The sequence below is a fragment of the Arthrobacter sp. M71 S08 genome (genome assembly GCF_059089725.1).
The window spans coordinates 40,201-58,117 of sequence record NZ_JBNHEY010000004.1 but is presented as its reverse complement, the minus strand read 5'-3'; the positions used below and the strand labels follow the sequence as shown (position 1 = coordinate 58,117).

The 17,917-nt window shown below is 64.1% G+C and carries 15 protein-coding genes and 2 riboswitches; of the genes, 11 read left to right on the top strand and 4 right to left on the bottom strand.

Annotated features, from left to right (window positions below; translation table 11 throughout):
- The first annotated feature begins 46 nt into the window (after window positions 1-46).
- The 4 genes from AC5RTB_RS09900 to AC5RTB_RS09885 all read left to right on the top strand — a co-directional run bounded on the left by AC5RTB_RS09900 (window position 47) and on the right by AC5RTB_RS09885 (window position 4,898).
- Window positions 47-814: a phosphatase gene (locus AC5RTB_RS09900; protein ID WP_494060904.1), complete on the top strand. Its 768-nt coding sequence runs from the start codon at window positions 47-49 to the stop codon at window positions 812-814.
- A 107-nt stretch (window positions 815-921) separates the two neighbouring features.
- Window positions 922-2,613, top strand: a complete 1,692-nt coding sequence (locus AC5RTB_RS09895; RefSeq protein ID WP_494060903.1) for a formate--tetrahydrofolate ligase — start codon at window positions 922-924, stop codon at window positions 2,611-2,613.
- Between the two features lie 36 nt (window positions 2,614-2,649).
- Complete coding sequence (gene tdh, locus AC5RTB_RS09890; protein ID WP_494060902.1) at window positions 2,650-3,693, top strand: L-threonine 3-dehydrogenase; 1,044 nt, start codon at window positions 2,650-2,652, stop codon at window positions 3,691-3,693.
- An 11-nt stretch (window positions 3,694-3,704) separates the two neighbouring features.
- The gene (locus AC5RTB_RS09885) at window positions 3,705-4,898 is read left to right on the top strand and encodes a glycine C-acetyltransferase (protein WP_494060901.1); all 1,194 of its coding nucleotides are present in this window, start codon (window positions 3,705-3,707) and stop codon (window positions 4,896-4,898) included.
- A 304-nt stretch (window positions 4,899-5,202) separates the two neighbouring features.
- Here AC5RTB_RS09885 and AC5RTB_RS09880 read toward each other — a convergent pair whose 3' ends face one another.
- On the bottom strand, window positions 5,203-5,385 hold the full coding sequence (locus tag AC5RTB_RS09880) for a hypothetical protein (RefSeq protein WP_494061190.1): 183 nt from the start codon (window positions 5,383-5,385) through the stop codon (window positions 5,203-5,205).
- Here AC5RTB_RS09880 and AC5RTB_RS09875 point away from each other — a divergent pair.
- Window positions 5,299-5,919, top strand: coding sequence for a polysaccharide deacetylase family protein (locus tag AC5RTB_RS09875; RefSeq protein ID WP_494060900.1), 621 nt, complete (start codon window positions 5,299-5,301; stop codon window positions 5,917-5,919). The genes AC5RTB_RS09880 and AC5RTB_RS09875 overlap by 87 nt on opposite strands.
- A gap of 22 nt (window positions 5,920-5,941) precedes the next feature.
- Here the strand turns inward: AC5RTB_RS09875 and AC5RTB_RS09870 are convergent, their stop codons facing one another.
- The gene (locus tag AC5RTB_RS09870; RefSeq protein WP_494060899.1) at window positions 5,942-6,436 is read right to left on the bottom strand and encodes a DUF2306 domain-containing protein; all 495 of its coding nucleotides are present in this window, start codon (window positions 6,434-6,436) and stop codon (window positions 5,942-5,944) included.
- Window positions 6,437-6,515: 79 nt separating this feature from the next.
- On the opposite strand from AC5RTB_RS09870, the gene AC5RTB_RS09865 reads away from it, so the two are divergent.
- Window positions 6,516-7,136 carry a MerR family transcriptional regulator gene (locus AC5RTB_RS09865; protein WP_494060898.1) on the top strand — a complete coding sequence of 207 codons (621 nt, stop codon included), beginning with the start codon at window positions 6,516-6,518 and terminating at the stop codon, window positions 7,134-7,136.
- 20 nt (window positions 7,137-7,156) lie between these two features.
- On the opposite strand, the gene AC5RTB_RS09860 is transcribed toward AC5RTB_RS09865, so the two are convergent.
- Entirely contained in the window at window positions 7,157-8,158 is a 1,002-nt protein-coding gene (locus AC5RTB_RS09860) for a YeiH family protein (protein WP_494060897.1), read from the bottom strand.
- 93 nt (window positions 8,159-8,251) lie between these two features.
- Window positions 8,252-9,337, bottom strand: a complete 1,086-nt coding sequence (locus AC5RTB_RS09855) for an inositol-3-phosphate synthase (RefSeq protein WP_494060896.1) — start codon at window positions 9,335-9,337, stop codon at window positions 8,252-8,254.
- A 213-nt stretch (window positions 9,338-9,550) separates the two neighbouring features.
- On the opposite strand from AC5RTB_RS09855, the gene AC5RTB_RS09850 reads away from it, so the two are divergent.
- The 5 genes from AC5RTB_RS09850 to gcvP all read left to right on the top strand — a co-directional run bounded on the left by AC5RTB_RS09850 (window position 9,551) and on the right by gcvP (window position 17,909).
- A complete protein-coding gene (locus AC5RTB_RS09850; protein ID WP_494060895.1) occupies window positions 9,551-11,020 on the top strand; it encodes a glycosyltransferase family 87 protein in 1,470 nt (489 codons plus the stop codon).
- Window positions 11,017-12,111 carry a lipid II:glycine glycyltransferase FemX gene (locus AC5RTB_RS09845; RefSeq protein WP_494060894.1) on the top strand — a complete coding sequence of 365 codons (1,095 nt, stop codon included), beginning with the start codon at window positions 11,017-11,019 and terminating at the stop codon, window positions 12,109-12,111. Before AC5RTB_RS09850 ends, AC5RTB_RS09845 begins: the two co-directional genes overlap by 4 nt.
- A gap of 2 nt (window positions 12,112-12,113) precedes the next feature.
- Window positions 12,114-13,559, top strand: a complete 1,446-nt coding sequence (locus tag AC5RTB_RS09840; RefSeq protein WP_494060893.1) for a phytoene desaturase family protein — start codon at window positions 12,114-12,116, stop codon at window positions 13,557-13,559.
- A gap of 66 nt (window positions 13,560-13,625) precedes the next feature.
- Window positions 13,626-14,699: an FAD-dependent oxidoreductase gene (locus tag AC5RTB_RS09835; RefSeq protein WP_494060892.1), complete on the top strand. Its 1,074-nt coding sequence runs from the start codon at window positions 13,626-13,628 to the stop codon at window positions 14,697-14,699.
- Window positions 14,700-14,778: 79 nt separating this feature from the next.
- Window positions 14,779-14,880, top strand: a riboswitch (glycine riboswitch).
- A 1-nt stretch (window position 14,881) separates the two neighbouring features.
- Window positions 14,882-14,986, top strand: a riboswitch (glycine riboswitch).
- A 52-nt stretch (window positions 14,987-15,038) separates the two neighbouring features.
- A complete protein-coding gene (gene gcvP / locus AC5RTB_RS09830; protein WP_494060891.1) occupies window positions 15,039-17,909 on the top strand; it encodes an aminomethyl-transferring glycine dehydrogenase in 2,871 nt (956 codons plus the stop codon).
- Window positions 17,910-17,917: the final 8 nt, after the last annotated feature.

Sequence of the window (17,917 nt, the reverse complement as noted above, 5' to 3'; positions counted from 1 at the left end):
CGACAGGCTTTCCGGATCCTCCGGGCGGTGCGCCTAGGATGGATGGGTGAACGCAGCCGAAGAACTTGCCAGCTATCTCGACTCCGTAGGCATCACCGGGAAGGTCGCCACGCCGCGGCAGGACAACCTGAGGCATATGCGCCTGTTCCTCGAAGGCAACGAGCACCTCGAGTTCGGGGTGCATCTCACCCGGGAGTGGACGTTCGACGAGGTTTTCGACCTGATGCATGAGCGCGTCGGCACCAGCGCCGACCGGGGCCACCTCGAGGGCCAGGACACGATCGAGGCCACCAAGTGCGTTGCCGCACTCGACAGGTTCGCCGACCGGTTGGGTGAAGCTGTTCGCGCCGGCCACCGCATACTCTTCGCCACGGGTCATCCCGCTGGCCTGCTGCCCGTCCATGCCGCTCTCGCCGCCGCCGCTGAGCGGGGCGGTGCCACAGTGGTCAAGGTTCCGGAGGGACAACCCTTCAGGGACGGCGACATCCGGCAGCTTTTCGGCGTACTCGCCTGGCACCAGTACGGCGGCCTGGTCCACACGCATTACCCGGAGCCCATGCGGCTCAGCCTCGAACTCCTCGAATCCCAGGGCGCCCTGCCTCCCCAGCTGGTGGTGGCCGATCACGGGTGGGCAGGGCATGCCGCATCGGAAGGAATCCCTTCACTGGGCTTCGCGGACTGCAATGACCCGGGCCTGTTTGTCTCTGAGGCCCAGGGCCAGCTTGAGGTCGCGGTGCCGCTGGATGACAACCTGTGCCCGGGCCTGTACGAGCCGATGATCCGCTACATTCTCGAGCATGCAGGACTGGCCTGACAGCTCGAATCCGCGGCGGAGCTGCCGCTGCCTGCGCTGGTAGATTGGACCTGAGCTCACACCCGAGCCGCCCATAGTCCAGCCAGCACCCCGGAGGGATTCAGACGATGACGTCTATCCACGCCCCTGTGTCCGACCTCGACATCGCACGAGCAGCACGCATCCGTCCCATTGAGGAGATCGCGGCCGCTGCGGGAATTCCACCTGAGGCGCTCGAACTGTATGGGCGGTACAAGGCAAAGATCGATATCTTGCGGCTGCCTCACGTCCCGGGCAAGAAGCCCGGAAAGGTGGTGCTGGTCAGCGCCATGAGCCCTACGCCTGCCGGTGAGGGTAAATCGACCTGCACGGTGGGACTGTCGGACTCGCTGGCTCGTGCCGGCCAGCGGGTGATGGTTGCACTGCGCGAACCCTCCCTTGGCCCGGTAATGGGGATGAAGGGCGGAGCCACCGGGGGCGGTTACTCGCAGGTGCTGCCGATGGAGGACATCAACCTCCATTTCACCGGTGACTTCCACGCAATCACGAGTGCCAACAACACGCTGATGGCCCTGGTGGACAACTCCCTATACCAGGGCAATCCGCTCGACCTCGATCCACGCAGGATTACGTTCAGGCGTGTGCTTGACGTGAACGATCGGGCTTTGCGGGAAGTAGTGATCGGCCTCGGCGGGCTGAGCCAGGGCATCCCGCGCCAGGACGGGTTCGACATCACGGTCGCCTCGGAAGTGATGGCCGTCTTCTGTCTTGCAACCGATCTCGCCGACCTCAGGCGGCGGCTCGCCGCAATGACCGTGGGCTACACGTACGACCGGAAGCCGGTCACCGTTGCGGATCTCGGAGTCGAGGGAGCGCTCACGCTTCTGCTGAAAGACGCGGTCAAGCCCAACCTGGTGCAGACCATTGCCGGCACGCCTGCCCTCGTGCACGGTGGTCCGTTCGCCAACATCGCGCACGGCTGCAACTCTGTCATTGCTACAAGGACAGCGCAGAGCCTCGCCGACATCGTGGTGACCGAGGCCGGGTTCGGCGCGGACCTTGGCGCCGAGAAGTTCATGGACATCAAGGCGAGGGTAGCGGAGGTGGCGCCTGACGCCGTCGTACTGGTTGCCACCATCCGCGCGCTCAAGATGCACGGCGGAGTGGGGAAAGAGGGTTTGCGGCAACCGGATGTGTCGGCCGTGGAGCGCGGCGTCGTGAATCTCCAGCAGCACGTGGAGAACGTGAAGAAGTTCGGAATCACGCCCGTGGTGGCGATCAACAAGTTCGCCACAGACACGGATGAAGAACTCGCCTGGCTGCTGCAGTGGTGCGACTCCAAAGGCATCAGCGCCGCCGTCGCGGACATCTGGGGTGAGGGTGGCGGCGGACCGGGCGGTGACGATCTCGCTGCGAAAGTCATGGCCGCGCTTGGGGCGCCCAGCGCTTTCCGGCACCTGTACCCATTGGAGCTTCCTGTGGAGGAAAAGATCCGAACTATCGCTCGGGAGATCTACGGAGCTTCCGACGTCGACTTCTCTCAAGCCGCCCTGCGCCGGCTGACGGAAATCAAGGCGAACGGGTGGGATCAGCTGCCGGTGTGCATGGCGAAGACGCAATATTCGTTTTCCGACGACGCCACGAGGCTGGGTGCGCCGGAAGGCTTCACCCTCCATGTGCGCGACCTGATTCCGAAGACCGGGGCAGGCTTCATCGTCGCCCTGACGGGCGCTGTTATGACCATGCCCGGCCTGCCCAAGGAGCCGGGAGCGCTGCGCATGGACGTCGACGACGACGGCGGCGCGGTAGGACTCTTCTGAAGCACCGTCCGGCGATTCGAGGGAGAGGACACCTGAGTGAAGGCGCTCTATAAACCCGGTGCCAAGGCCGGATTCGAGTTCGTGGATCGACCCGAACCCACCGTGGGGCTCGGGGACGTGAAGATCCGCGTGATCACAACGGGCATCTGCGGGACGGACCTGCACATTGAGTCATGGGACGCCTGGGCGGCGAGCATCATTGAGGCGCCGCTGATTCCCGGGCACGAGTTCTATGGCGAGGTGGTTGAGCTCGGTGACGGCGTGCATGACGTCCGGGTGGGGGATCGGGTCTCCGGCGAGGGACACATTGTGTGCGGTATCTGTCGAAACTGCCGTGCCGGGCGCCGCCAGATGTGCATCCGGACCGTCAGCGTCGGTGTTCAACGCGACGGAGCGTTCGCTGAATTCATTGTGGTTCCCGAGACCAACGTGTGGGTGCACCACGACGGCGTCAGTCCGGAGCTTGGAGCAGTGTTCGATCCGTTCGGAAACGCCGTTCATACCGCGCTGAGCTTCCCGCTTGTGGGCGAGGACGTGCTCATCACCGGAGCAGGCCCGATCGGGCTGATGGCAATCGCCGTCGCCCGCCACGCCGGTGCGCGGAACATTGCCATCACGGATGTTTCTGAACCTCGGCTGGCCCTTGCCCGTTCCATCGGAGTGGACCTCGCCGTAGACGTGAGCCGGATGAGGATCACCGAGGCGCAGCGCGAACTGCACATGGTCGAAGGCTTCGACATCGGACTTGAAATGTCCGGACATCCCACCGCGCTGCCCGAAATGATCGACAACATGAACCATGGCGGCCGGATCGCGATGCTCGGACTGCCGTCCCAGGACATCACGATCGACTGGGCTAAAGTCGTCACGCACATGCTCACCCTGAAGGGCGTGTACGGGCGCGAAATGTTCGAGACGTGGTACGCCATGAGCGCCATGCTGCAGTCCAACCGCCGGCTGCGCGCCGCTGTGACGAGTGTGGTGACCGATGTGCTGCCGGCGTCGGACTGGCAGGAAGGTTTTACCATTGCGCGCAACGGGCGCAGCGGCAAGGTAGTGCTCGACTGGTCGGCGATCTAGAGGAGTTGCGAATGTTTGTATCAGTGAGGGATCAGCTTCAGTTCGAATTGCAGGAAATCCGGGACGCCGGTCTGTACAAGCGCGAACGGACCATCTCGTCGCCGCAGTCCAACACCATCCGCGCGGCGCTTGGCAACGCGGAGGGTGCGCAGGTACTGAACTTCTGCGCCAACAACTACCTCGGCCTCGCGGACCACCCCTCGATTATTGCGGCCGCGAAGGGGGCACTGGACGACCGCGGTTTCGGAATGGCGTCCGTCCGGTTCATCTGTGGAACGCAGGACCTCCACCTTCAGCTCGAACAGCGTGTGTCTCGGTTCCTCGGAACGGAGGACACCATCCTTTTCTCCTCGTGCTTCGATGCGAACGGTGGAGTGTTCGAATCGCTGCTGAACGCCGCCGACGCCGTCATTTCGGACGCGCTGAATCACGCCTCGATCATCGACGGCATCCGGCTCAGCAAGGCGCAGCGGTTCCGCTATGCGAACCGCGACATGGCGGATCTCGAGGCCAAGCTGCAGGAGGCTTCCGGTGCTCGCCGGCGGCTCGTTGTCACCGACGGCGTCTTCTCGATGGACGGCTATCTCACTCCCCTGCAGGAGATCTGCGACCTGGCCGAACGGTATGACGCCATGGTGATGGTGGACGATTCGCATGCTGTGGGGTTCATGGGAGCGACAGGCGCCGGGACGCCCGAGCACGCCGGGGTCTCCGACCGTGTTGATATCTACACGGGAACGTTCGGCAAGGCGCTGGGTGGTGCATCAGGCGGATATGTGTCCGGACGACGGGAGGTCGTCGAGCTGCTGAGGCAACGTGCGCGCCCCTACCTGTTCTCAAACTCCCTGGCGCCATCGATTGTCGCGGCGACCCTCACGGCGCTGGACCTTGTTCAGAACAGCGCTGAGCTCCGTGCCCGGCTGGGTGAGAATGCCGCGCTCTTCCGGCGCCGCATGACCGACGAGGGATTCGATCTGCTGGAGGGAGAGCATCCGATCATCCCGGTCATGTTCGGTGACGCCACCCTGGCTGGGCGGGTTGCGGACAGCATGCTGGAGCACGGCGTCTACGTGATCGCCTTCAGCTACCCCGTGGTCCCCAAGGGCGCCGCGCGGATCCGAGTACAGCTGTCGGCAGCGCACAGCGCGGAGGATATCGAAGCGTGTGTGGGGGCTTTCGTCGCGGCCCGCGACTCAGTGGCATAACCTCTACCGGCGGCAGCGCACATCCCGTCGACACACCGCAGCCCTGGCCGGCCCGGATGACTGCTGCCGGGTGCACTGCCACCTAGACTGGGCGACGTACGTCCGGCGTGAGGATGTACGTACGTCATAGGGGGACGCGTGCAGTTCGATGCCGGCCGCAGGGCACTTATTCTGGGGGGGCCTGGGAGTAACCCTGGCCGGGTGCGCATCGGCGACGCCGCAAACGAGGACGAGTGAGAGCTCGGTCCCGGGCCCGCGGCCTTCAGGAGCGCCGTCGCCTACGTCGGAGCCCGCCCCGACCAGTTCACCGTCCCTCGAGCCGGTGCTGCCTACCCGGGACGAAATCATTGGAAGGTTCACCGGCCACGTCCCACAACACTGGGGGCTGGACGTTCCCGGTGTGGTCAGCCAGCTGCCTGCTACTGCCGGCAGCGCCGCACTGACCCTTGACTATTGCGGTGGGCCAGGTGGGAGTCAGACTGACCATACAATCCTTGACCTCCTGCGTGAGCACAGGATGCCCGCGACCCTGTTCCTTAATTCCCGGTGGATTGCCGGTAACCGGGGACTCGCAAAGGAGCTGGCGGAAGACCCGCTCTTCGAGATCGCCAATCACGGCACTCAACATCTCCCGCTGAGCGTGATGGGGCAAAGCGCGTACGGCATGCCGGGCACCACCGGGCCGGGAGAGGTGTACGACGAAATCATGGTGAACACGGACATGATCGCCGAGCTCACCGGGAAACCGCCACGCTTCTTCCGGTCCGGCACGGCGCACCTGGATGAGCTGGCCTCCCAGATCTGCCTTGCCCTCGGTCAGACCCCGACCGGCTTCAGCATCAACGGCGATGCCGGCGCAACTTACCCGGCACACATCGTGACCCAGGAGATCGCACGGGCGCAAAGCGGCGACATCATCATCGCCCACGGGAACCAGCCCGCCGCCGCCACCGGCGAGGGCCTCGCTGCAGCAGTGCCACTACTCCGGACCAGCTTCATCCCGCTGAATTTGCCCGCGTGACGCTGGTAGCAAACCTTGGGAGTTACACCGGCGTCCTGGTTGTCCGGATGGTTCTGGCCGACACCTTTCGAGGAGCCGGTCTAACCGCGAGGTACAGACCTGCTGCTGTCAGCAGCACCAGCACGGAAACGACGACGGCGGCGGCAGGGTCGTCAGCCAACAGTTGCGGTATTGCCCGCCCGGGTGCGGTGGCGGCGAACACGAACGCTATCGAGATGCCGATGTAGCTGCCGATCATATTCGCGCGGTGCGCTGTGATGTTGCGTCGGATGGCGGACACCAGGCCGAGCGTCACGGTGATGATCGTGAAGGCTGAGAGGCCGTGCAGCCAGCTGTAGTGTCCATCCGTGACGATCCAGAAGCTGCTGACGCAGACGAAGTACATGGCGCCCACCCACGTATAGCCAATTATCCGATGGGCCCGGTCCCGCCGGCGTCGGAAAATGTTGAGGGGTCCCAGCACCAGCACGTACAGTGCGGCGATTACGTGGGCGGCTAAGAGCGGGCTCCAGTCCATGTCTATAAGATAGGCCCACTATCCCATGGTGTACATCAGGATAGTTGCCGCTGTTCTACTATCCGGTGAGGAGCACCCGATGCAACTGAAGGAACTGAGTGCGGCTACGGGGATAAGCGCAGCCAGCATCAAATTCTACCTGCGCGAGGGCCTCCTTCAGCGCGGTGATGAGATCCACCCCACGCGGGCAGAGTACGGTGCCAGGCACGTCGAGCGCCTCGAGCTGATTGCGGGGCTCCGGTCCGTTGTGGGTCTGCGTATTGACCAGATTCGCACCCTGATAGGGCTGGTTGAAGACCATGGCGTATCCCGGCTGGAGCTGCTCGGTAGGACACAGGCGATGGTGCTCGGAGCGCCGGCACAGAACGTATCCGATCACCCGCTTGTTGCAGAACTCCTGGAAGCCCAGGACTGGCCTGATACTTCCTCGGATGCACGTGCGCTGCTCAACAGGACGCTGCAGGAAATGGAGGCCATGGGGCTTTCGGTGAGTGCCGACGTCGTGCTTGGGTATGCACGTGCGGCGGATCTGGTGGCCCGGCAGGATCTGGGCACGGTGTTCGACGCGCCGTCCCGCGATCAGGCAGTTCTGGCCGTGGCAGTGGGCGTCCGTGCCTATAGCCGGCTGCTCCTGAGCCTGGTGGCGCTTGCGCAGGCGTCACAGAGTATCCGCCGCCTTGGTGGGATGAACGAGGAGTAGGTTCAGTGGGCCTTAGCCCCTCAGGACAGCGGCAGGACCATCGTGCCGACCAGGGATACCGCGAGAATGACCAGCGTGGAGAGCAGGCCAAGCAGGATAGGACGCCTGCCTACCCGCAGCAGGCTTCTCAGCTGGACTCCGAGCCCTAACGCGAACATCGCTGCTGAGAGCAGCAGGATCTGTAGGACCTGTGCCAGTTCCAGAGCTTCCGGGGGCAGGACATTCAAGGTGCGCACCAGCATCGCTCCCACGAACCCCACAATGAACAGGGGGACCACCGGCGGCATCTTGCCGCCGGTCCTCGGTCCGGTGCGGCGCATATGCATCGCAATGCCGGCGGTGACGGGGGCCAGGGTGAGAACCCTGGCGAGCTTGACCGTGACAGCTACGGCAAGCGCGGACCCGCCCACCGCTTCACCCGCCGCAACCACCTGCGCTACCTCATGAGTCGAAGCCCCGATCCATATCCCCAGCGTCCCGTCGGGAAGTCCCAGTAGCTCGCCGAAAAAGGGGACGGCGGGAATCATCAGCGTTCCGAAGAGCACCACCAGTCCGATGGCCGTGGCAACTTCAGTTTTCTTTGCGCCGGCTGCGCTCTCCATCGCGGCTACCGCCGTGGCGCCGCAGATCGAGAATCCGGACGCTATGAGGAGGCGCTGGGCGAGGCTGACACCCAGGAGCTTGCCGAGCCAGAGCGTCGCAGCGAAGGTAAGAGCAACCGACAGCAGGACAATCAGCAGCACACCGGGCCCCAGTTCGAGGACCGCCGACAGTGAGAGTTGGAGGCCGAGCAGCACGATCCCAGCCCGCAGCAGGTTCCTGGCGGAAACCGCGATACCTTCGAAAAAGCGGGCGGGGATCGGCCACAGGTTCCCCCACACAGCTCCAAGCAGGATAGCTATCAGCAGCGGACTCGCTCCCGGGAGCACGTGGCTCACGAGCCACGCCAGCGCGGCAGCGGCCAGGCAAACGCCCAGTCCGGGAAGGATCTGCAGGATCCGGCCGAAGGATCGTTCCATCATGGCCGGGCGGGAGGAGGGAGCTGCAGCCGGCGTGTCCGGCAGAAGCGAAACGCCCCCGGCAGAGCCAGGGGCGTTTCATGAAAGTGAACGTGTTTAGCGCTCAATGTCACCGCGGATGAAGGCCTCGACCTTGTCGCGGGCAATGTCGTCGTTGTACTGCTCCGGCGGCGACTTCATGAAGTAGCTCGAAGCCGAGAGGATCGGCCCGCCGATTCCGCGGTCCGCGGCGATCTTTGCGGCACGGATGGCGTCGATGATCACGCCGGCCGAGTTCGGGGAGTCCCAGACCTCGAGCTTGTACTCAAGCGAGACGGGCGCGTCGCCGAAGTTGCGGCCTTCGAGGCGGACGAACGCCCACTTGCGGTCATCGAGCCAGGCGACGTAGTCGGACGGGCCGATGTGGACGTCGTCGGCGTGCAATTCTGCCTCAACGTTGGACGTGACAGCCTGGGTCTTCGAGATCTTCTTGGACTCAAGGCGGTCCCGCTCAAGCATGTTCTTGAAGTCCATGTTGCCGCCGACGTTCAGCTGGTAAGTGCGGTCCAGCGTGACACCGCGGTCTTCGAACAGCTTGGCCATGACGCGGTGCGTAATGGTTGCACCGATCTGGCTCTTGATGTCATCACCAACGATCGGGACACCGGCCTCGGTGAACTTGTCAGCCCACTCCTTGGTGCCCGCAATGAAGACGGGAAGGGCGTTGACGAATGCGACGCCGGCGTCGATTGCGCACTGGGCGTAGAACTTGGCAGCCGCTTCGGAACCGACGGGCAGGTAGCAGACCATGACGTCGACCTGTGAGGCCTTGAGTTCCGCCACGACGTCAACCGGCTCAGCGTCCGATTCGACAATGGTTTCACGGTAGTACTTGCCCAGGCCGTCCAGGGTGTGACCGCGCTGGACCTTCACGCCGGTGGCCGGAACGTCGGCGATCTTGATGGTGTTGTTCTCGCTGGCGCCGATGGCATCCGCGAGGTCCAAACCGACCTTCTTGCCGTCAACGTCGAACGCCGTAACAAACTGCACGTCATTGACGTGGTACTTGCCGAATTGCACGTGCATCAGGCCGGGGATGGTCGCCGTCGCGTCCGCATCCTTGTAGTACTGAACGCCCTGCACCAGTGACGCGGCACAGTTACCGACACCGACAATTGCTACCCGAATGGGGTTAGTTCCCACTGTTCTCCTCTTTACGCGCTTTTGTGACCGATCGGACTGAGGTCTCTGTTCGCCTTATGTCCACGGCCAAATCCACAGCTCACACAGTCTACTTGTTAATGGGAACACACGTCATTGCCAACACATTCCTTCCGCCCCCTGAAGGGTGCGATCCCCGGACGGATCAGCAGAGGAGGGGGACCGCCGTCGTACCCTTTCGCTAGGCTTCGACACATGGAGCACGAAGAGAACCTGCGCCGCCCCGCGGGCATCTCCGTGCCCACCCGCAAAGACTCTCTGCTAAGACATCTCACTGAGGTCGTGGGAGGCCCGCTCGGCCGGCATGCCGCCCCGGGGAGGGTGCGCCCGGCGGTTTTCACCGTGGAGCGGGTCCTGATTCTCATGACGACGGCGGCTGCCGTCCTTGCGGTGCTGATCAAGGCTCCCTGCCGGGTCGACGGGTGGGTGCGGCCCGAGCAGTTCTACCGGGCTTGCTACTCCGACTGGACGGAAGCGTTTCAGTTCCAGGGCCTCGGAAGCGGCCTTCTCCCGTTTGCCGAGGGGTCAACTTTCGATGGTTCGTTACTCGTCGGGGTGGTGGCGGGTCTGGTTGCGTTCCTGGTGCCCACGTCGGAAGCCGGGATAGTCCAGACCCAGTCCGTGGCGCAGTATTTCGACGTCAACGCCGTGTTGATCGCTGTTGCCTGGATCGGAACTGTTGTCGCGACGATGCGGCTGGCCAACCGGCGGCCTTGGGATGCGGCAATTGTGGCGGTGGCGCCGATCGCTGTCCTGACCGTGACCTCTAGCTGGACCCTGCTGTCCGTTCTGCTCAGTGTGTTAGCCGTGTGGGCATTCGCGCACCAGCGCTATGTGGTGTCCGGTGTCCTGCTGGGGCTCGGCGCAGGCTTCAGCATTCATGTGCTCCTGGTTTTCGGTGCCGTGGCTCTGCTGGCCCTTCGCACCGGCCGATCCCGTGCCGCATTCCAGACGGGTGGCTCGCTGGCCGCGATGTGGGTTCTCACGCTTCTTCCATTCGGTCCGGGACGGGGATTGGCCCTTCCTTGGGAGTACGATCCGGCGAGGCTCGAGATTTCATCCTCGCTCTGGGCCGGTTACAACCTCATCGCGGAGCAAGTCGGGCTGCCGGGCCTCACCCCGAACGCAACGGGGATTGCGGCACTAACCGGCTTCGCTGTGCTGGCGTCGCTCATCGTTCTGCTGGCGTTGCGGGCACCCCGACGGCCGAGGCTTCCGCAGGTCGTGTTTCTCCTGATCGGGGCGCTGGTGCTCGTTGTTCCGGACTACCGGCCGGAATTCAGTCTGTGGCTCCTGCCGTTCCTGGCGCTCTCATATGTTGATTGGAGAATATTTCTCACCTGGCAGCTGGTCGAAGGCCTCCATTGGTGGGCGTTCTGGATGTTCGCTGCCCGGGAGGTTTCAGGGGGTGCGGTTCAGAACCATATCGACTCTGCCTACTATGTGGTCGCAATAGTGGTCCGACTGCTGGTCACCGGTTACCTCCTCTACCGCGTCGCACAACATATACTTGAACCAGCATATGATCCGGTACGGCGTCTAGGCATCGACGACCCTGCCGGTGGGCCCTTCAATGCTGCTCCTGATCGAAAGGCTTCCGCTCCGGTAGGCTTGAGCGAGCCCCGTCCGGGCCCGAGAATCCCCGCACCGAAAGACTCCCCGTGACACAAACCGTCTTCCGCAGCGAGCGCCTGACACCTGAGGCTTTCGAGGCGTTGGCGTCGGCTCATCCCGACGTCATCATCCCCCTCGAGCAGACGCCGCAGTGGGCAGATTTCGAGCGGAGCCTGGGTCGGGAGCCTTATGGCCTGTGGGCCTACTACGACGACGCCGGCGCCCCCGTTGTGTTGATGAGCCTCCTGCGGGTGCGGCGAAGGTTTCGTGAATCGCTGGTAGCGATCAATGGGCCGGTCTGGTTCGCCGACCGTTCACCCGACGCTGAACTTCGCCTGATGCGGACGGTGCAGGAGCAATTCGCCGAAGACCCGAGCACGGATCCCCTCTACATCCGCATGCAGGTCAGAACTCCCCAGCCTCCGGCTGATGGTCCGATTGAGCATGGCTGGTATGAACGCGAGATCGTCGTGGACCTGACGCCCAGCGAGGACGCCATTTTCAAGTCCTTCCGGCCGAACGCTCGCAACAGTATCCGGCGCGCGGAACGCTCAGGCGTAGAGGTCAGAACCATCGAACGGGCCGACTGGGTTGATGTTTTCCGTCAGGACCTTTATCCCATCCTGCAGGAAACAGCCGAACGTGACGGCTTCTCCAGCTTCAGCACCGACTACTACGAGAAGCTCCTCTCGGAGCTGGGTGACTATCTCCGGCTCATGGTGGCTTACGTGGACAACCGGGCGGTGAGCTGGCTCATCACCACGGAGTACCGCGGGTATTCCGTTTACTACTTTGCGGGCAGCACACACGATGCCCGCAAGACGTTCGCCCCGTACCTGCTGCTGTGGGAAGCGTTCAAGCAGCTCAGGGCTGCGGGAAACACAGCCTGCGGCCTCACCGGGATCGTCAGTGAGAACTACCCGCAACTGGTGAACGTGACAACGTTCAAGCGGAACTTCTCGAAGAACGTCGTGGACATCCCGACCACCTACGACATCCCGCTCAACCCTGGGAAGTACCGGGTAGTGGCCGGATTGCTCTCGTTCCGCAGGACGGCACCGGCCAAGGGCCGTGCGCTGTTGATGGGGGCGGCGTCGCGGTTGTCCAAGCTGAGGGCCGGTCGCACCGAGGTCAGGAACTAGCCATGGCCGACGTCGCGATTGTCGGTGCCGGGCCCAACGGGCTGGCGGCCGGCGTCGTGATGGCACGTGCAGGACTGAGCGTCGAGGTTTTCGAGGCAGGGAAAACCGTCGGCGGTGGATCACGCACCACGGAGCTGCTCGAGCCGGAGCATCTCCATGACATCTGCTCTGCAGTTCACCCGATGGCGCTGGCCTCGCCGTTCTTCCGGGAGTTCGGCCTGTCCGAGCGGGTCCCGTTCGTGGTTCCTGAGCTGTCGTATGCCAACCCGCTCGACGACGGGCGGGCAGGCCTTGCCTACCGGGACCTCGGGCGCACGGCTATTGCGCTGGGCAAGGACGGACAGGCCTGGCGGCGACTTATGCGTCCACTCGTCCAACATATTGACGGTGTGGTGGACACCGGGCTGAATCAATTCCTTCGCGTGCCTCGCCACCCGGTGGCTGCGGCCTGGCTGGGCCTGGCAACCCTGGAGCAGGGTACGCCGCTGTGGAACCTGCGCTTCTCCACGGAAGAGGCGGCCGCGTTGTTCACCGGCGTGGCCGCGCACGCGGTTTCTCCGCTGCCCACCCTTGCTGCTGCCGGTGCCGGCCTCACCCTCGGTGCGTTGGCCCATGCGGTGGGATGGCCCATTCCCGTGGGAGGGTCGCAGGCACTGGCGGATGCCATGGCAGAGGATATCCGGGCGCATGGAGGGGTGATCCACACTGCTCGCCGGATCGATACGATCGCCGAGTTCGACGGCGCGCGTGCAGTCCTGCTCGACGTTTCCCCGAGCGCTGTCGGAAGCCTTGGGGGCCACCGTCTGCCTCCGGGATACCTTTCGGCGCTGGAGGGTTTCCGGTTCGGGGGCGGAGCCTGCAAGGTCGACTTCATCCTCTCGGAGCCGGTGCCATGGGCGAATGAGGAAGTACGGGCCGCAGGCACTGTCCATGCGGGTGGTACGCGGGCGGAAGTGGCCGCATCGGAAGCCGAAGTGGCGGCGGGACAGCATCCGGACAAGCCCTATGTTCTGATCTCGCAGCCTTCACTGTTCGATTCCTCCCGCGCCCCGCACGGACGGCACATCCTCTGGTCGTACTGCCACGTACCCAACGGGTCCACGCGGGATATGACCGAGGCAATAGTGCGGCAGATCGAGCGTTACGCTCCTGGTTTCCGTGACGTCGTTGTACGTTCACACACAATGACGGCGGCCGACCTGGAACAGCACAACGCCAACTATGTGGGCGGAGACTTCGGCGGTGGTGCGGTCACCATCCCGCAATTGCTGGCGCGTCCCACGTTCGGACCTAGACCGTGGCGGATGCCGGCGAAAGGTCTGTACCTGTGCTCGGCTTCCACTCCGCCGGGACCGGGCGTTCACGGCATGGGCGGGTATCACGCCGCCAAGCTGGCGCTGAAGGATGTGTTCGGGCTGCCCGTACCGGATCTGTCGCCGGCCACCTAGAAGGAACCTAGAAGGAACATCTGAACCCCGAATCGCGTTCCCTCACGGGGACAAGGAGATTCGCGGATGCTGCAAGTAATAGTCATCGGTGCGGGGCAGGCCGGGCTTTCGGCGGCGTACCACCTACAGCGCCAGGGCCTCCGACCGGAACGCGACTTCCTGGTCCTCGACGCCAACGAAGGCCCAGGTGGCGCGTGGCGGCACCGCTGGGACTCGCTGACCTTCGGCACAGCGCACAACATTCACGATCTGCCCGCCATGGAACTGGGCACACCTGACCCGACCGAGCCGGCGTCGTCGGTTGTTGCCCGCTACTACGGCTCCTACGAGCGGGAGTTCGGGCTCAAAGTCCGCCGCCCGGTTAGGGTCGAAAAGGTCACTGAGGAAACATCGGGAACGCTGACCGTCCACACTGACGCAGGAACATGGGAGACCCGCCTCCTCATCAACGCCACGGGCACGTGGGACCGCCCGTACTGGCCCTACTACCCGGGCCGGGAGCTGTTCCGCGGCCGGCAGCTGCATACCCACGACTTTGTCAGCGCGGAGGAGTTCCGCGACAGGAGCGTTGTGGTGGTCGGTGCGGGAACTTCCGCCGTCCAGTTCCTTCTCCAGCTCCACGAAGCCGGCGCAAGAACCACCTGGGTGACCCGCCGCCCGCCGCTCTTCACCGACCGGACGTTCGACTCCGAGTGGGGCCGCGACGTCGAACGCAGGGTGCACGAGCGCACCAAGGCCGGGCTTCCGCCGTTGAGCGTTGTGTCGGTGACCGGACTTTCGCTGACAAACCAGTACCGCGCGGGCATTGACGCAGGCATCCTCCGGTCGGAGGGACCGCTCAGGACGATCACAGAAATAGGCATAGAGCTCGACGACGGCAGGACGGTCGCAGCCGACGTCATCCTGTGGGCCACCGGGTTCCGCGCCGCACTCGACCATCTGAAGCCGCTGAAGCTCCGTGAACGCGGAGGCGGCATCCGGATGGACGGAGTGAAGGTTTTGAAGGAGGATCGCGTGCTGCTGGTGGGCTACGGTGCGTCGGCATCAACGCTCGGAGCCACCCGGGCTGGACGCGCTGCAGCGGTTCAGGCAGTGCGGCAGCTCAACGGCGTGGATCAGCAGGAACAGCTTGCGGGCTGACACCCGACCATTTCCGGCGCGCGTTGCCGAAGAGTAAGATTGCTCAGGATCACACAATTAAATAGCCATAACCAGCCAATGACCCGCAGCGGGAGAGTTCTGCCGTTGACTCACATCCGGCAGGCGCCGTAGGAGCAAACCCTCCCCAGGAATCTCTCAGGCCCAGCACCGCAGCGGAAAGGCAACTCTGGAAAGCAGTGCAACCGCAGTGTGGTTGTGCTCACCGAAGGTGCAATGCGAGCGTTCGTTCGCAAAATCTCTCAGGTCCAATACACAGAGTGGGGAGGAACCCGATAATCGTCCGCACAACCCCGAGCGGACCTGATCTACGGAGTTCCCATGACCCACCAGACGGAATCAACTTTCTCCGACCGCCACATCGGTCCGCGCTCGAATGACGCCGAGCGCATGCTTAAGGTCCTCGGTTACCCAAGCCTGGATAAGCTCGTCGACGTAGCGGTGCCCGCGAGCATCCGCATCGAAGAGGGTCTCGACCTGCCGTCCGCGCTGAGCGAGTCGGAGGTCCTCGCGGAACTGCGCAGCATCGCGGCGAAGAACAAAACCGCCGTCCAGATGATCGGTCAGGGCTACTACGACACGGTCACGCCCCCGGTAATCCGCCGCAACGTCCTCGAATCTCCCGCCTGGTACACCGCCTACACGCCGTACCAGCCGGAGATCTCCCAGGGCCGCCTGGAAGCACTACTGAACTTCCAAACGATGGTCCAGGACCTCACCGCACTGCCGATTGCCAACGCGTCCCTGCTCGATGAAGCCTCCGCCGTGGCCGAGGCGGTCCTGCTGATGCGCCGCTCCGGCAAGAATAAGGGCCGCACGGTCCTGGACTCCGACTGCCTGCCCCAGACCATCGCCGTCGTCAAGGGCCGCGCGGAAGCGCTCGGTTTCGACATCGAGATCGCTGACCTCTCCGATGGCCTGCCCGACGGTGACATCAACGGTGTCGTCCTTCAGCAGCCCGGCACGTCCGGAGCCCTGCGCAACCACACCGACATCATCGCCAAAGCGCACGACGCCGGCGCTCTGGTCACGGTCGCGGCCGACCTGCTGGCGTTGACCCTGATCACCCCGCCCGGCGAGCAGGGCGCGGACATCGCCGTCGGCTCCGCCCAGCGTTTTGGTGTGCCGCTGTTCTTCGGCGGACCGCATGCCGCGTACATGGCCGTCCGCAAGGGGCTGGAGCGGATGCTTCCCGGCCGCCTGGTCGGTGTGTCGAAGGATTCAGATGGCGCCCCCGCCTACCGTCTTGCGCTGCAGACCCGTGAGCAGCACATCCGCCGTGAGAAGGCGACGTCGAATATCTGCACCGCGCAGGCGCTGCTTGCGATCGTGGCCAGCATGTACGGGGTCTACCACGGGCCCGACGGCCTGCGGGCAATCGCTGACCGCGTCCACCGTAAGGCCGCGAAGCTCGCCCGGGCTCTCCCCGGAACCGTCCATGACCAGTTCTTCGACACGCTCCTCGTGAAGGCGGAAGGTGCTGCCGGCGATCTCGTCAGCAAGGCCGAAGAGCGCGGCATTAACCTGCGCCTGGTCGACGAGGATCACGTCGGCATCTCCTGCGACGAAACCACCACGGACTCCCATCTTGCGACAATCGCGGAAGTATTCGGCGCCGGCCTGCCGAACGAAGCGGATGTTGAGGCGACGATTCCCGACGAACTGCAGCGTTCGTCGTCGTACATGACGCACCCCGTCTTCTCGCTGCACCGCTCGGAGACTCAGATGATGCGTTACCTGCGCAGCCTGTCCGACCGCGACCTGGCACTGGACCGCACAATGATCCCGCTGGGTTCCTGCACCATGAAGCTCAATGCCACTGTTGAGATGGAGCCCATCTCCTGGCCGGAGTTTGCAACCATCCACCCGTTCGCTCCTGAGCACCAGACCGAGGGGTGGCGCCAGCTGATTGGCGACCTTGAGGATCGCCTCGCCGAGATCACCGGCTACGCCAAGGTTTCGATCCAGCCGAACGCGGGGTCGCAGGGTGAACTCGCAGGCCTTCTGGCAATCCGGAACTATCACCTGTCACGTGGTGACGAGGCGCGCACCGTGTGCCTCATCCCGTCCTCTGCCCACGGCACCAATGCCGCGTCGGCCGTGCTCGCCGGCATGAAGGTGGTGGTGGTGAAGACTGCAGAGAACGGTTACATCGACCACGACGACCTGCAGGCCAAGATCGAGGCGAACAAGGACTCGCTGTCCGCGATCATGATTACCTACCCCTCCACGCACGGCGTCTTCGAGGAAGACGTGCGCTGGGTCTGCCATGAGGTGCATGCGGCCGGTGGCCAGGTCTACATCGACGGCGCCAACCTCAATGCCCTCGTCGGGCTCGCAAAGCCCGGTGAGTTCGGTGGCGACGTCTCCCACCTGAATCTTCACAAGACCTTCTGCATCCCGCACGGCGGCGGAGGGCCGGGCGTTGGACCGGTTGCGGTGGCGGAGCACCTCGTGCCGTTCCTGCCCGGAGACGCGAACAACGAGTCGAAGAGCGACACCAATACGGGCGTCCCCATCTCGGCCTCCCGCTTCGGTTCGGCAGGTGTGCTTCCCATTTCCTGGGCGTACATCGCCCTGATGGGCAGCGAGGGCCTGACGGCGGCAACCAAATCCGCACTCCTGACCGCCAACTACGTGGCTGCCCGGCTGAACGAGCATTTCCGGTTGCTCTACTCGGGCGAGAATGGACTCGTCGCCCACGAATGCATCCTCGACCTTCGCGCACTGACCGCCAAGACCGGCGTCACCGCTGAGGATGTCGCCAAGCGGCTCATTGACTACGGCTTCCACGCACCCACCCTGAGCTTCCCGGTTGCGGGCACGCTGATGGTCGAGCCTACGGAGTCGGAGGATCTGGGGGAACTGGACCGTTTCGTGGACGCGATGATCGCCATCAAGAGCGAGATCGACCGTGTCGCTTCAGGTGAATGGCAGCTCGAGGAGAGCCCGCTCCGCCAGGCCCCTCACACCGCCCAGGCCCTCATTAGTGACGAGTGGTCCTTCGCCTACTCCCGCGAGCTGGCGGCCTTCCCGCTGCGTACGCTGCGGCACGACAAATATTTCCCGCCGGTTCGCCGGGTTGACGGCGCACACGGAGACAGGAATCTAGTGTGCTCGTGCCCTCCCCTCGAAGCTTTCGAGGAGAGCGCAGCAGCCGTCGAGGACAACACAGCAGACGTCAACGCCTAAGGAAGCCG